Origin of the sequence: uncultured Mobiluncus sp., assembly GCF_947087965.1 — a bacterium.
Classification (GTDB): Bacteria; Actinomycetota; Actinomycetes; order Actinomycetales; family Actinomycetaceae; genus Mobiluncus.
On record NZ_CAMUES010000002.1, the window covers coordinates 417,229 to 431,187 of the forward strand.

Genomic DNA, 13,959 nt, shown 5'->3' on the forward strand with positions numbered 1-13,959 from the left:
TCTGTTTACTTAATTTTCTCACACCACCAGGACATTAGGACCCAGACGTCTATGGCTGAGGCCCTCTGGCAATAGCTTCCCCAACGGCGGTGTCCAACGATTCCCCCTCCAAGTCTGGCAGGTTTTGTTGCCGGGCCGTAGACTGCGCGGTGAGGTAAAGGAAGTATTCAACATTACCGCTGGGACCGGCCAGCCCGGCAGGAGCCACGTTCAGCACCGCCAGTCCGGCCTCGTGAGCCTGGCGCGCAACGTTCTTAACAGTCTGTCCGCGATCGTCTGGATTCCTGACCACACCCCCGCGCCCCAAGTTGTCACGGCCGATTTCAAACTGGGGTTTCACCATCAGCAGGTACTGCGCTTGCGGGTTGGCGGCACGTTGCAGCGCCGGCAGAACCAAACCGAGTGAGATAAAGGATAAATCCCCCACAACCAGGTCTGCGGGCGGGTCGATGAGGGCGGAATCCAGCGTGCGCACGTTGGTTCGTTCGAGATTCACGACCCGGCTGTCGCTACGCAAGCTCCATGCCAGTTGGCCGTACCCCACATCGACCGCAAACACTTTGGCGGCACCCCGGCGCAGTAAGACGTCCGTAAATCCTCCCGTGGAGGCACCCGCGTCGAGACACACCGCACCTTCTATCACTGGAGTCGATGGTCCATAAAGCTCCAGGTAGTCCAGCGCCCCCAGCAATTTGTGAGCGCCCCGAGACGCATAGTGGACCGTTTCAGGGTCGCGCAGCACGATAGCCGAACTCAACTCCACCTGTCGGGCGGGCTTCAGGGCCTCCTGACCGTCCACCAGCACCTGACCGGCGGTAATCATCTGTGCCGCTTGGGTACGGCTGGGCGCCAGGCGGCGACGCACCAGCTCCGTGTCCAACCTCGCGCGTTTAACCATGATTTGCTGACTGCGCCTCATCCCCGTTTAAGACGGTCTGCAGGTCGGCGGCTACCTTTTGCAGCAGTTCCAACTGTGATTCCAAGGGCGCCTCATGGGCGGCATCTATTTCTTCCCGGTAATCATGCAGGTCTTGAGCGTTCAACGTGGCAGGAGTGGGTAGTTGCTTATTCGTCATCTGCCGTCCTCTGTTCCACTGCCAGTGCGGCATCGTCACGGCGTGAATCGGCTTCGTCGAGGTCTAGATCGTCTCCCTCGTCATAGTCGCGTTCGACTTCACGAACCACGCTAAACTCGGGGCAATCCACCCGATTGCCTTGTTCTCTGGCATACCAGACGGCTGCCAGAATAGCGCGAAACTCCCCTAGGGATACGACCGTGCCGTCTTCGCTCAACACCCCCAGCCCGCGGACTTCAATATCGTGACCGTTCACGCGAGCCCGCGTGTTTTCGGTATACCACCAGCCACGATTGCGCAGTTCCGGGCGTTCAATCGGTACCGTCAGGTCGGACAAATCCAACCCCACAAAGGTCGGCCTTTGGGCTGGCGGAGCCATCACTAGGTCGCGAGGCTGCGTGAGTCCGGTCAGCACCACGCAAGACGCCACTTGGGCGTTGTTTGCCCCGACGATATCAGTAGCCAACTGATCGCCGATGGCCAGCGCGTGCCGCTTCAAAACCCGGTGTTTGCGTTCCGCCGCTTTCACCCGGTCGAATTCTTTTTCTTTCGCCAGGTCCGCTTCGCTGAGAACTACGGGTTCGCTATCCGGATCCGCCTTCGCTTCACGAGCCTGCCTGGCTTGCTCTCGCGCAGCAGCAGCGGCTTCTTCGTTAGCTTTAACTTCCGCGGCGATTTCCTCAATGTTCATCAGATAGTCCTGGCAGCGGTTAATCGCTAAATCATAGATGGAGGTTTCCGGTTTACCGCACACTATTGGTTCGCTCTTGGTGGCCCGGCGCACCGCTTCCACCAGGGAACCGTTACCAATGCCGCGGCCTTTTTCGGTAGGCAGGGCGTAATCCATGTTTGTGGCTACCCACTTAGCGCCATTCGCGATGGCGTAGCAGGCTTCGGACAGCTCAGCCCAGCCCACCTCAAAACCGAGTCCCTGCAAGACCCCGGCAGGCTCCTGATCCGCCGTGGACACGACTTCAAAGCCCGCCGCCTGTACGGCCTGCGGCACGCCCTCGCCGCCCACGCACAGCACTTTCGCGCCCGGTTCCAGCAGTTCGCTGAGCTTCGCGGCCCCATCTTGAGCGGAGGTGACGATGTCATCGGGACTGGTCTGAACCCCGGCAGCAGCCAATTTCGCCACCACGTCCTGCGGTACGCGCGCCGCGTTATTGGTCAGGAACACGAACTTTCCGCCCAATTCGCGCCCTGCAGAAATACTTTGTCCCACCCCGTCTACCGGCTGGGACCCGTTCCAGGTCACCCCATCCAAATCGGTGAGCAGCAGCGGGTAGAGCTGAGCCAGAGGTACGTTCGCTCCTTGCAGGGTAGTTGGGTTAGCCCGCTGTTCGGCTTCTTCAGCTTCTTGAATATCCAGGATTTCGACATCCTCCGGCTCCCGCGGAATGAGTGCCTGCGCGGCATCAGCTTCCTCATCCCGGCCCAGTTCGCGCAGCCGGTCAGCCTTCACACTGAGCAGTCGCCCATATTCGAACCTCTCTGACTCGGGATCCACCTGGGCTAAGGCTGCTTCAATAACAGCCAGTCCGGTCTCGTACTCGCCCAAATCTGCCCGTGCGGAGGACTCCACCAGAGCGAGTTCAAAATGTTCCGTTCGGTCCAGGTCACCTGGCTTGACAGCTTTAATGATTTCCAACGCCTTTTCGGGACGTCCCAGACCACGTTCCGAGTCCGCTTCCACCGATTTCAGCACTTCGACACCGCTCATCCGCCGGGCAGTTTTCACTTCGCGCAGCGCTTCGCTGTACTTGCCACAGGCATAGGCGGTCAAAGCGACAGCTTCGCGAACCACGTCGATACGCCAAGCCATTTTCAGGGCCGCCCGGGCATATTCATAAGCGAGTTCAGGCTGCGTGTCGAACAGCTCCGCGGACATGACCAAGTGCCGAGCCACGTTTTCCGCGGTTTCTTTCGGTAGCGGACTGAGCCGGGACCAAGCCTCTTTATCCAACATATCCCAAGTAATCGAGGCCGGGATCTCCAGGTATCGAGAGCGTCCCGTAGTGCCGTGACCGCGTTTATCCGACCCGGTATGACTGCGGTTGTACCCCCGATCATCGTAGCGGGATCGTTGTGAGCCAGAGGAACGGAAGCCCGAACGACCCGAGTCGCGTCGCTCCCCACCTCGTTCAAAGTTACGTTTGCCGCCGCGATCATCACGCCGCCAGTCATCGCGACCGGCGCGTCCCCCCCGGTCGTCGCGGTCATTATCGCGACGAGGGCGCCCCGAGTAGCCACCGCGTTTTCCGCCGCGATCATCACGGCCGTACTTGCCGCCTGACTTGTATCCACCCTTACGGTCGCCTTTGAAACCCCCGCGGCCTTTGCGTTCATTATCTCGTTTATCGCCGCGTGACTCGCGGCCTGCCTCTTCGTTCTCGCGAGACTCGCCTTTGCGCTCGCGCCAATTTTCGTTCGGTTCCTCTGCCAAGTTTTCCCAAGGGCGAGGATTATCTGAAGCTGTCACTTTCTATTCCTTTACAATCGATCCACTATTCTGTTTTCACCATTAAGTCTACACGTACCCAGGGTAGTTAAAATCCTCAGCCTGTTCGGCAGCGGGCAAGCCTCAGTGTCGTTTTCAAACTGTTTCCCCTTAGGATGGGGAGCATGGAAATCACAGTGGCGGCGGATGGTTCTGCCTTGGGCAACCCCGGACCAGCCGGATGGGCATGGTACGTTGACGAAAATTGTTGGGCGGCAGGCGGCTGGGCCAAGTCCACGAACAACCGCGGCGAACTGATGGCAGTGGTGGATTTTTTGGAGCAAACCTCTGGCATTCCTAATCTGACCATTCATTTCCTATGTGATTCTCAATACGTCATCAACTCGGTAACCAAGTGGATGCCGGGATGGAAACGCCGGGGCTGGCGCAAGGCTGACGGCAAAGCGGTGTTGAACGATGACCTGATGAAACGTCTAGACCAGGGTCTGGCAGGGCGAACGGTAGACTTCCGCTGGGTGAAAGGCCACGCCGGACACACCCTGAACGAGAAAGTCGATCAGCTGGCTCGTAGGGCCGCCACTGCCTATCAACAGGGACTTTCCCCCCACACCGGTCCGGGTTTAAGCCCCGAGCTGCGCAACTTAGCCACCCGCCCCCAGACTGCGGTGAACACGGCTCCCCCCGACCCCACTACAACCGCTACACCGCTAGATACTCGGGACACAGGTATTCAAGGAACCTTGTTCTAACCGTCCCTCGACAAACTGCCCCCTCGCGAGAAATTGTGCTCACCGCGATAGATTGGTTATATGCAGAAACTACCCCAAGACACCGATGCCCTGCTGGATGCCGTATTGGCCCTACCGGAACGGCATATTGAGTGGACGATTGCTCGGCTACTGGATAAACACCCGGGCATTTCCACGCCGGCGCTGATGAACCTGGTGACACGGCGCTACGTGCGGGTATCCCAAACTGCTTCCGCAGGCGTGGGAGCGGGAGCCGCGGTTCCCGGCTCCGGGCTGGCTATTGGGGCCGCTTTAACCGGGGTGGAGCTGAGCGTATTTGCCGCCAACACGGCGCTTTACGTGTTGACGATGGCGCGGCTTTCGGGCATTCCCACCCAAAACTTGGAGGCCCGCAAGACTTTGGTTCTCTCGGCGATACTTGGCGATGAGGCCAGCAAGTTGGTCTATGACCAGGCCGGATTCGGTGTCTGGAACTGGGCGCGTGCACAAGTTGCCGATAACGCATCCGCGACCCTGAGTTCGGTCAATAAGGCCTTAGCGCAGTTTGCCGGGAAAAAGATTTCTAAAAAACTTTCGGGACACGTTGTCGGGCGTTTTATCCCCCTGGGTATCGGCGGTGCCATCGGGTTTTTCTCGGGGCGTAAACTCGCCCTGGACACAGTCAAGGGCGTCAATGCCCAGATTGCCCTGCTGGCAAGTCCGCAATCGGTGCCCGATTGGCGACCTCCACTTTCAGCGCACGCCCCAGATTGGGACGCCGCGGAAAGTTAGTGGAACTGCTCCAACCAGGCGTGTTGCTTTAACAGGTGGTGCAGGTTCGGGTCGTCGTGTTCGTTAAAGGGATACACTTCCATGCACTTTTCTCCGCTCCACTCGTTGAAAATTGAGTAGGTGCAGGCGGGAGGCACGTATTCATCGCTGAGTGACACTGAGAAATAGGCCGGGTGCACGGCTTGGCGCGCAAAATTCACGGCATCAAAATACGACAGGGTGGTTTCGACCTGGTCGTATCGGTCCGGGTAGGCTCGCAGATAACGCTGCACCTCCCGGTATGGCATATGGTCATTGTGACCAACCCCATACATCACGTTACCCAAAGCCAAATCCGACAGTACCGCCCTCACGCCCTCGTGCCGCGCTCCGACACAGGCCGCCAAGGTTCCGCCTTGGGACGCTCCAGCCACAAAAACTCGCCGCGGGTCGATGAAGTTTAGCGTCAAGGCAGCGTCAATGGCTCGGTAAGCGTCAGTTATGAGACGGCGAAAGTAATAAGTTTCGCGGTTTTCGACGCCCAGGGTAAAGAATCCGAAGGCGTGTGGAGGAGCGGGGTGCGGGTCTGGGGTGGCTCCCCCGGTGCCGCAGTCTCCGCCTTGACCGCGGCTATCCATAATCAGATGCACGTAACCGGCAGAAGGCCAAAACATGCGTTCTCCGGGGACCCCGCGTCCCACCCCGTAGCCGAGGTATTCCACGATAAGGGGTTGGTTCTCGCGTTTCGTAAATCCAGGCGCCCCCGCCAGCCAGCCTTTGATGCTTTCACCGGCAAATCCAGGGAAAGTCACATCGTAGAACTCGAGGGTTTCTATCGGGCTATCGACACGCTGCATTTGAGCAAGTGCTGGAATCTGGCGCGATTCCTGTAGCGTGTTACTCCAGAAACTCACGAAATCTGCGGGCATCTGGACCTGTGGCCTAAACGTCTCGAGTGCGTTTTTCTCCATGTCGGTTAGCATCGTCCTCCCTACATTCGCCAAAATACGGCTGACCAAAACCATTATGCCCCCGGCTTGATTCTCGAGGAACATTCCGGACATCGCGGCGCAAAACATTTTGAAATTCCCCGATTTAAGGCGTTTACGGGGGCGTATTTGCCCGCGATTGTCTCCGGTGACCGGTCAGCTGCTTTGAGGCCTAGCCGCTCCCGCCATGATGAGGTCTGGCTGTAAAAATGATTCGCGGGGAAGCTCCTCGCTTCCCCGCGAACACATCATCTACAGAATGCCGGAATACGTTGATTGAACGTAGTCCCGAAAGGCAATAGAGCTATCGCTCTACATTTACAATTTCTTGTAGCTGTGTTGGCTGATGTCATCGGGTCCACCATAGTTCCCACCTGGGGTAATGATGGTGCCGGATTCGCCCGCGATAATCTTTTGAGCATCGCTGAGCTGCCCAATCGCGGCGACATCGCCGGTCAGCTCCACGAAACGGCAGGCTGCCTCCACCTTCGGCCCCATAGAGCCAGCAGGGAAACCGCCCGCGCGCATCGCAGCGGGACTAGCGCGATGAATTTCCTTCTGCTCAGGAGTACCAAAGTTCTCCATCACAGCGGGCACATCGGTCAGAATCATCAAGAAATCTGCATCCAGATGCTCTGCCAGGGTCGCGGCGGTCAAATCCTTATCAATCACAGCCTCGACACCTTGCAGTTTGCCCTTCTCGTTACGGATGACGGGGATACCGCCACCGCCCGCGCAAACCACGACAGCACCAACATCGAGCATCCGGCGAATTAATCGCGTCTCCACCACACGCTGTGGTTTCGGAGACCCGACGACCCGACGGAAATACTCCCCGTCAGCCTTCATCACCCAGCCACGAGACTTAGCCAATTCTTCGGCTTCTTCCTTGTTGTAAACCTGACCCACAAACTTGGTCGGATTATCAAACGCAGGATCCCCAGCCAAAACCAGAGTCTGGTTTACAAAAGAAGCCACCTGACGTCCCGGGAGGTTGTTCTGCAAGGACTGCAACAGCCAGTAGCCAATCATGCCCTGGGTCTGTGCACCCAAAGTATCGAAAGCGTAAGGCTGGGTCAGATTCGGATCATTAGCCGACTGCAACGCCAACACCCCAACCTGCGGACCATTACCGTGGGTAATAACCACTTCATGTTCCTCCGCCAGGGGAGCAAGTTGCTGCACCGCCAGTTCAACGTTAGCAATCTGCGTGGCGGAATCTGGTTTCTCTCCGCGTCGCAGCAGGGCGTTGCCGCCCAAAGCAATAACTATACGCATATCTACTTTTCTCCTAGCGTCGCCACCATAACGGCTTTAATCGTGTGCATCCGGTTTTCCGCCTGATCGAACACCGCGGAGCACTCGCCATTAAAGACGTCGTTAGTGACTTCCATACCATCCAACCCATACTTTTGGTAGATATCCTCACCAATAGTGGTGTGACGGTCATGGAAAGACGGCAAGCAGTGCAGGAACTTGGTATTGGGGTTGCCAGTCTTTGCCATCAAATCAGCATTCACCTGGTAAGGCTTCAGCAACTTGATGCGTTCATCCCAAACTTCCTTCGGCTCGCCCATCGAAACCCAAATATCCGTGTAAACGAAATCGACGCCCTTCACGCCCTCATCGACACTCTCGGTATGGGTAATCTTGGCGCCGGTTGTCTTAGCGATTTCCTCAGCCTTAGCGATAATCTCCGGAGCATTCCACAGCTCCTTCGGCGCCACAATCCGCACGTCCATTCCCAGCATCACGCCAGAAATCAACAGGGAGTTAGCCATATTGAAACGGGAGTCGCCAACGTAAGCAAAAGAAATCTCATTGTACGGCTTACCACTCTGCTCGTGCATAGTCAGCATGTCACACAACATCTGGGTGGGATGCCACTGATCAGTCAAACCGTTCCACACCGGCACGCCTGACATCTCAGCCAAAACATCCACCTTGTGCTGAGAATCGCCGCGGTATTCAATACCGTCATAGAAACGGCCCAACACTCGAGCAGTATCCTCAATAGATTCCTTGTGACCCATCTGAGAGCCGGACGGATCCAGATAGGTAACGTGAGCGCCTTGATCATAGGCTGCTACCTCAAAAGAGCAGCGGGTACGGGTCGAGGTCTTTTCGAAGATCAGAGCAATGTTCTTGTTCTTCAGGTACTGAACTTCGCGACCTTCTTTCTTCGCGGCTTTCAGCTCAGCAGCCAACTCGAGCAACTCCAACCACTCAGCAGGAGTAAAATCGAGTTCTTTCAAAAAGTGACGACCGTGAAAATCAGTCATGGGTTTTCCTTTCAAAATTGGTGTTTTCGTAATGATTGGTAATGTGCGGAGAGTATCTCTCCGAATTTCTGGCCGGTGCCGCACCGAAAAGGTCACGGCTGCCGGCCAGAAAAAACATACCCCCCGTGGGCTGCCCCGTTGATAACCTCCGAGGCAGCCCGGAGGGGAAACTTATAACCGCTTACGAGTGGCTCTACTTGTAGAGCGGGTCGCGAGCAATCGGGCAGCTCATGCAGCGCGAACCACCGCGGCCACGGCCGAGTTCGGCGCCGTCAATCTCGAGCACCTCGATACCAGCATTGCGCAGGTTCTTGTTGGTCTCGATGTTGGAGCGGTAGCCCATCACGACACCCGGCGCAATAGCCAGGGTGTTGTTCGCGTCGTTCCACTGTTCGCGTTCGACGTTGAAGTAGTCGCCGCCGGTGGGGGAGACATGGAACTTCACACCCAGCGCCTCGTTCAAGGTATCGACCAGCTTCGTGCCATCGCGGCGAATATCAATGCCGCTGGACTTGGACTCATCAGGACGCAGCGAGAAGGTCCAGGTGTTGTCGATGTAAGGCAGGTAAGCATTCACGACGTCCTCGGAGCAGAACGTAAAGATGGTGTCCAGGTGCATTGCTGCACGAGTCCGCGGAATACGCGCCACGATGACGCGCTCAGCAGCCTTCTTGGCGAACAATTCCTTGGCCAGCTCCGTAGTGGCGTTCAACGAGGTACGCTCGCCCATGCCGACCAGCAGCACGCCGTCCTTCAGAGGCATCACGTCGCCACCTTCGATGAAGGTGTTGGGGTGCCACTTCTTGTCGGGATCAGCGCCGAACCAGATGTTGAAGTCCTCGTTAGCGAAACGCGGGTGGTACTGGTAAATAGCGTGGGTCAGGAGGGTCTCCTGACGGCGGGCCTGCCAGTACATCGGGTTCAGGGACACACCATTGAACACCCAAGCGGAGTTGTCACGAGTGAACTGGGTATTGGGCAGCGGATTGAAGATCCAGTCGTCCAGGTTGTAACCGTCAGGGGTCACAGCCTTCTTGTACACGCCGCCGACTTCATCGGGAATCTCGTCGAGGTTGATACCGCCGATGAGGTAACGTGCCAGTTCCTTGGAGTCCATTTCCGTGAAGTAATCACGGAAGTCCTTGGCAACAATGGGGTTGACCATGTCGTCGGCAACGCGGCGATCCAAGATAAACTTGCGAGCTTCCTTGTTATCCAGGATTTCACCCAGCATGACCTGCATATCGAGTACTTCGATATCGCGGGCCTTCATCTGAGCCACGAAGTCATCGTGGTGTTTCTGTGCTTCTTCGACCCACAAGACATCATCGAAGAGCAGGTCCGAGCAGTTTTCAGGAGTCAGCCGCTTATGTGCCAAATCAGGCCTGCAAACCATCACAGTACGCAGAACCCCTGCCTCAGAGTAAACGCCAACTTTGTTGTTCATATTGATTCCTTCCTAACGTAATCGTTGGTTTGGTACGCACGCTGTCGCCCTGGGGCGCGAGGACTTTTAGTCATCAATACAAGTGTACGAACCGAGCCTAAAAAAACCCCTTTGGTCCTCAGGCTGTATGAATATGAAGTTATTTTTCATGAGACTTTCTTTGGCGATGGCTCGGGTCGGTCGGATGGCCTCACCGAGCCATCGCCAAAGAAAACGCAAGATTCAATTGTCGGTATAGTCTTTACAGACCGTTCCAGAACATAGCGCTGATGAAGTCACCCTTGAATACGATGACCCAGATAATCAGCAGTACTGTGAAGGCTATAGCCACGCCCAGGAAAATCTTATCCTTGCCTTGGAATGCCGGCTGGTCAGGATACTGTTCCTTACGGCCCTTGTAATACAGCGGAGAGCCAATCAACCACAGCAAACCGTTGAGGAACAGCAGCCCGATGCCGCCAGCCCACAGCAACCACACTGTGTAGATGGTCGCGATGACGCCGACGCACATCCGGTAGCCTTTAGACGACTTCACGCCTTCCGCCTCGTTGTTTCCCTTCTTGGTCTGAATGATTTGGTAGACGGCGGAAATGACGTAGCACGGAATAATCAGCGAAGCCGCGATAGTAATCAAGTCGGTGTAGCTCGAGGCAAAGCCCAAAATCATGATTATGTAAACGATGGAAGACACAATGTTGGTCACCCACAGAGAAACTGTCGGGGAACCCTTCCGGTTCGTCTTGCCAAAAGCTGCCATGATGTTGTGGTCAGCTGCCGGCACGAACAGAATCTCGGAGGCCAGCATAACCCAGGTCAGCATAGCGCCAGCCACGGAAATCAGCACTGCAATATTGATGAATCCAGCGCCCCAGGGACCGACAGCAGCCGCCATCGCACCGCCCATAGACGGATCGGCGAGTCCAGCCAACTCGGGCTGTGCCATCAAACCGTAGGACAGGACGTTGACAAATACCAGCAATGCCAGCACGGTAAGGAAAGCGATAACCGTAGCCTTAGCCACATCGCTGGACTTCTTGGCACGAGTGGAGTACACCGAAGCACCTTCGATACCAATGAACACCCAGACCGTAACCAGCATCATGCGGGAGACCTGAGCCATGACCGGGCCGAGCCCGGCTTCTTCGCCTTCGGAACCAACCTGCACCACGTTGCCCCAGAAGTCAGCCGTAAAGAAACCGACCTTGAAAGCCACAGCAGCACAGATGATAAAGACAACAATCGGAATAATCTTAACCGCGGTAACAATCGTGTTCACAAACGCTGCGGTACGAATACCGGCCAAAATCAGGAAGTGAATCAACCACAGGCAGACCAAACCGAAAATCAACCCCGCGATAGAAACGGAATCTCCTTGCATCAAGCCAGAGAATACCGCGAATCCGCCCAGAGCTGACGTGAAAAAGGCAATGTAAGAGAGGTTGCCGGCCCAAGCCGATAACCAGTATGACCAGGCTGACATAAAGCCGCCGAAGTTGCCCAGACCTTCCCGAGCGTAGCCATAAACACCACCGGTGATGTCTGGACGAGTCGTTGCCAAAGATTGGAACACGAAAGCCAGCATCAGCATGCCGATGCCGGTAATCAACCAACCTATCAACAGCGGCCCCGGCGCCGCTTTGCCAGCCATCTGGCTCGGTATCCCGAAGATACCCGCTCCAACCATGGAACCTATACCAAAAGCAATCAACGGGAATAGAGGAAGCTTAACTTCCTCTGTTTCCGCAACAGCATTGTCGTTGCTCATTCTTTACCCTTCTATATGGAGTGAAGTGTGCGGTCTCGAAAACAGCGTTCTCGGGGTATGCGCCCCATCGCCGCTGCCCTAAAAACATCTGTTGTTTTTCGCACTAATTCATTGTATTACCTGTTCACACGTAAATCGAGGGATTTCCGAATTTGAATAATTATGCGTATACCCTTCTTTGTCCCCCCTGTACTCCGTATTTAGAGAATGCATATATTTTCATGTTACAGTAGGCGGTTTCGGGGTGGTTGCATGCTCGAGAGGCTGCACAAGCGTCGGGCTCTGGCTGCACAAGGTGAGTGGGTTTTTGTTCGTTTCGTCAGGCTTTAAGGGGTACTTGAGTCTGTGCCTGGCAAGTTATTCCACGGGTTGCGCATGCATTGCTGGCGCTGACACACGCAAACAGACTAAAAAAACCAGGAAATGTGAAAACGACACCGCGACGAGACGGTGGAAATCATTTAGTGGCGCGCCCGAAGGGACTCGAACCCCCAACCTTCTGATCCGTAGTCAGATGCTCTATCCATTGAGCTACGAGCGCTTCGCGTACAAGTTTAATACAAGCCTTTCCTGATATCAAAATCCCAGGATAGCCAGCCACAAATCCACGACTACTTCCAGGTTACTGTCTAGGAAGTCATAGGCAGAGGTATGCAGTGGCGGCCAATCTTGCCCATTGCCGATATAGACCATCGCTCCGCTGGCGAGCTTCAAGTAATGTCCGAAATCTTCCGAGGCCCGGTAGGGCTTTTCCAGGTACACGACCGGCAACCCCGCACGTTGCGCGGCGGCGGCAACCAGGTCTATTGCCGCGTCATCGTTGCAAGTCTCTGGAAATACGTCGCAGTCAGTCATGGACAGCAACAGGGAAGTTTGTTTCGCCAGGTGGGAGGCCTCGTCGCAAATCAGGCTCTTTAGCTTGGCCAGGTCAGATTCGTTTTCGGCGCGCAAGGTCAGGTTCAGCTCTCCGTGGGACGCCGAGATGCCAAAATCTTTACGACCGACTTCGATGCCGACCACCGTGGCCAACACAAAACCCTTAAAACTGGAATGCGGATTGTCGAGTCTCGCCACGCCCGCCAAATCCATAACGTAGAGAACCAGCTGGGCAATCGTTTCGCTGGGGTTTAACCCCGCTTCCGGGTTGCTGGCGTGCGTGGTGATACCTTTAAATTCCAGACTCAACCCTTGCGAGGCGCACTGCGACACGCCCCGTTTCAGAGCCACGCAGCCGCGGGGTATTCCGCTCCAGTTGTGGAAAGCGTAAATCTGGTCGATTGCTTCCCGCCCGATGAGCCGCGAACTGGGGAAACCTCCAGCCCCGGTTTCTTCGGCCGGCTGAAAGATGAGATAAACGTCAGAGGGCACGTCGCGCCCTTCCAACTCCACAGCCAGTCCCGCCAGGGACGAACTGTGCCCATCATGACCGCACTTGTGCGACACCCCAGGATTCTGAGAGGCGTAAGGCAAATCCAAATCTTCTGCAATGGGCAGCGCATCGTAGTCCGCACGGAAACCAATGGAAGGCTGAGCGGGATCCGTTCCTGGAATCTTGACCCAAAACCAACTGCCTTCGTCATGAATAACAAAGGAGGTGTGTTCGGCTAGAAAGCTCATCAACCTGCGCTTAGTTTCAACTTCCTGCCCGGAGATTTCGGGGTGAGCATGCAGCTCGTGGCGCAGCTCTGTCACCAGTTTCAAGTTGCTTTTTTGCATCGTTCCAAGGTTCCTCTTGTCCGCTAACTACGCTCAGCCGCAGAATTAATTGGCGAGCCTCACTGCTAGTCTAGTCAGGATAAGCTGCGAAGTTGCGGTTCTGGGAGAGTTATTACAATCCTGAGATAGAGAGCAGAAGTTCGTGAAGTGCTTGGGCTGATTCTTCGTCAGGGCAGATAATCAGGACGGTGTTATCCCCCGCAATCGTGCCCAGGACTCCATCTAGGTTTTCCTTGTCAATGATGGAGGCCAGAGGGGAGGCCGCCGCCGGGGGGGTGCGCAGAATAACTTGATTGCAAGCACGGGTAGACTTCAGCAAAAACTGTTTCACCCAGTAGTCCAGACTGCCGTTAAGCGGTTTGGCGCTCTCCCCCGCGCCCTCGGTGGGAACCAGGGAATAGTGCAGGTTTCCGTCACGATCCCGAATTTTTGTGGCTGATAGTTCTTCCAAATCGCGCGAGAGAGTCGCTTGCGTCACGTTGAAACCCAGGACGTTCAGGTGATTCTGCAAAGCCCGTTGGGAGCGAATCACGTTTTCTTGCAGCAGCCGGGTAATCACGGCGTGACGGGTCGTCTTCGAGGGAACGACTCGGGTTAAAGCGTCGTCGGTCATAGGCAAATCAACCCCCAATAAAACTGGAATTCACTCACTGTAAACTTTAACCTACACCGGGTTGGTGGGGTTCTCTAGTTGGGGTGGGTGTTTAAATGGGTTTCGCCCCCC

At 56.0% G+C, this 13,959-nt stretch carries 12 protein-coding genes and 1 tRNA gene; 2 read left to right on the forward strand and 11 right to left on the reverse strand.

The features are described from left to right. Positions 1 to 49 precede the first annotated feature (49 nt). Genes Q0V70_RS03870 through Q0V70_RS03880 form a run of 3 tightly spaced genes read right to left on the reverse strand, consistent with a single transcriptional unit; the run spans position 50 to position 3,045 of the window. The gene (locus tag Q0V70_RS03870) at positions 50 to 898 is read right to left on the reverse strand and encodes a TlyA family RNA methyltransferase (RefSeq protein ID WP_297588562.1); all 849 of its coding nucleotides are present in this window, start codon (positions 896 to 898) and stop codon (positions 50 to 52) included. Continuing rightward, a complete protein-coding gene (locus tag Q0V70_RS03875; RefSeq protein WP_297588565.1) occupies positions 891 to 1,076 on the reverse strand; it encodes a thioredoxin in 186 nt (61 codons plus the stop codon). Before Q0V70_RS03875 ends, Q0V70_RS03870 begins: the two co-directional genes overlap by 8 nt. Next, positions 1,066 to 3,045: an HAD hydrolase-like protein gene (locus Q0V70_RS03880; protein ID WP_366126594.1), complete on the reverse strand. Its 1,980-nt coding sequence runs from the start codon at positions 3,043 to 3,045 to the stop codon at positions 1,066 to 1,068. The genes Q0V70_RS03875 and Q0V70_RS03880 overlap by 11 nt, the downstream gene beginning before the upstream one ends. Positions 3,046 to 3,692: 647 nt before the next feature. On the opposite strand from Q0V70_RS03880, the gene Q0V70_RS03885 reads away from it, so the two are divergent. Further along, the gene (locus tag Q0V70_RS03885; protein WP_297588571.1) at positions 3,693 to 4,286 is read left to right on the forward strand and encodes a ribonuclease H; all 594 of its coding nucleotides are present in this window, start codon (positions 3,693 to 3,695) and stop codon (positions 4,284 to 4,286) included. A gap of 60 nt (positions 4,287 to 4,346) precedes the next feature. After that, positions 4,347 to 5,057 (forward strand): hypothetical protein, encoded by a 711-nt coding sequence (locus Q0V70_RS03890; RefSeq protein WP_297588573.1) that lies wholly within the window; start codon positions 4,347 to 4,349, stop codon positions 5,055 to 5,057. Here the strand turns inward: Q0V70_RS03890 and Q0V70_RS03895 are convergent. From Q0V70_RS03895 to argR, 8 genes are all read right to left on the reverse strand, one after another. After that, positions 5,054 to 6,019, reverse strand: coding sequence for an acetylxylan esterase (locus tag Q0V70_RS03895; protein ID WP_366126596.1), 966 nt, complete (start codon positions 6,017 to 6,019; stop codon positions 5,054 to 5,056). The two genes, Q0V70_RS03890 and Q0V70_RS03895, sit on opposite strands and share 4 nt — an antisense overlap. A gap of 324 nt (positions 6,020 to 6,343) precedes the next feature. Then, a complete protein-coding gene (gene arcC / locus Q0V70_RS03900) occupies positions 6,344 to 7,303 on the reverse strand; it encodes a carbamate kinase (protein WP_297588579.1) in 960 nt (319 codons plus the stop codon). Between the two features lie 2 nt (positions 7,304 to 7,305). After that, complete coding sequence (gene argF, locus Q0V70_RS03905) at positions 7,306 to 8,307, reverse strand: ornithine carbamoyltransferase (RefSeq protein ID WP_297588582.1); 1,002 nt, start codon at positions 8,305 to 8,307, stop codon at positions 7,306 to 7,308. A gap of 193 nt (positions 8,308 to 8,500) precedes the next feature. Then, positions 8,501 to 9,754, reverse strand: coding sequence for an arginine deiminase (locus Q0V70_RS03910; RefSeq protein ID WP_295028787.1), 1,254 nt, complete (start codon positions 9,752 to 9,754; stop codon positions 8,501 to 8,503). Positions 9,755 to 9,995: 241 nt separating this feature from the next. After that, the gene (locus Q0V70_RS03915) at positions 9,996 to 11,519 is read right to left on the reverse strand and encodes a basic amino acid/polyamine antiporter (protein ID WP_297588585.1); all 1,524 of its coding nucleotides are present in this window, start codon (positions 11,517 to 11,519) and stop codon (positions 9,996 to 9,998) included. 465 nt (positions 11,520 to 11,984) lie between these two features. After that, a tRNA-Arg gene (locus tag Q0V70_RS03920) sits at positions 11,985 to 12,060 on the reverse strand. Between the two features lie 35 nt (positions 12,061 to 12,095). Next, positions 12,096 to 13,235 carry a M20 family metallopeptidase gene (locus tag Q0V70_RS03925; RefSeq protein ID WP_297588587.1) on the reverse strand — a complete coding sequence of 380 codons (1,140 nt, stop codon included), beginning with the start codon at positions 13,233 to 13,235 and terminating at the stop codon, positions 12,096 to 12,098. A gap of 112 nt (positions 13,236 to 13,347) precedes the next feature. Beyond that, the gene (argR, locus tag Q0V70_RS03930) at positions 13,348 to 13,848 is read right to left on the reverse strand and encodes an arginine repressor (protein WP_297588590.1); all 501 of its coding nucleotides are present in this window, start codon (positions 13,846 to 13,848) and stop codon (positions 13,348 to 13,350) included. Positions 13,849 to 13,959: the final 111 nt, after the last annotated feature.

Excerpts from the sequence above, each read along its gene's own strand:
- argR (WP_297588590.1), bottom strand. The coding sequence starts at position 13,848 with ATGACCGACGACGCTTTAACCCGAGTCGTTCCCTCGAAGACGACCCGT.
- Q0V70_RS03875 (WP_297588565.1), bottom strand. The coding sequence starts at position 1,076 with ATGACGAATAAGCAACTACCCACTCCTGCCACGTTGAACGCTCAAGAC.
- Q0V70_RS03885 (WP_297588571.1), top strand. The coding sequence starts at position 3,693 with ATGGGGAGCATGGAAATCACAGTGGCGGCGGATGGTTCTGCCTTGGGC.
- argF (WP_297588582.1), bottom strand. The coding sequence starts at position 8,307 with ATGACTGATTTTCACGGTCGTCACTTTTTGAAAGAACTCGATTTTACT.
- Q0V70_RS03915 (WP_297588585.1), bottom strand. The coding sequence starts at position 11,519 with ATGAGCAACGACAATGCTGTTGCGGAAACAGAGGAAGTTAAGCTTCCT.
- Q0V70_RS03890 (WP_297588573.1), top strand. The coding sequence starts at position 4,347 with ATGCAGAAACTACCCCAAGACACCGATGCCCTGCTGGATGCCGTATTG.
- Q0V70_RS03880 (WP_366126594.1), bottom strand. The coding sequence starts at position 3,045 with ATGTTGGATAAAGAGGCTTGGTCCCGGCTCAGTCCGCTACCGAAAGAA.
- Q0V70_RS03910 (WP_295028787.1), bottom strand. The coding sequence starts at position 9,754 with ATGAACAACAAAGTTGGCGTTTACTCTGAGGCAGGGGTTCTGCGTACT.
- Q0V70_RS03925 (WP_297588587.1), bottom strand. The coding sequence starts at position 13,235 with ATGCAAAAAAGCAACTTGAAACTGGTGACAGAGCTGCGCCACGAGCTG.
- Q0V70_RS03870 (WP_297588562.1), bottom strand. The coding sequence starts at position 898 with ATGGTTAAACGCGCGAGGTTGGACACGGAGCTGGTGCGTCGCCGCCTG.
- arcC (WP_297588579.1), bottom strand. The coding sequence starts at position 7,303 with ATGCGTATAGTTATTGCTTTGGGCGGCAACGCCCTGCTGCGACGCGGA.
- Q0V70_RS03895 (WP_366126596.1), bottom strand. The coding sequence starts at position 6,019 with ATGCTAACCGACATGGAGAAAAACGCACTCGAGACGTTTAGGCCACAG.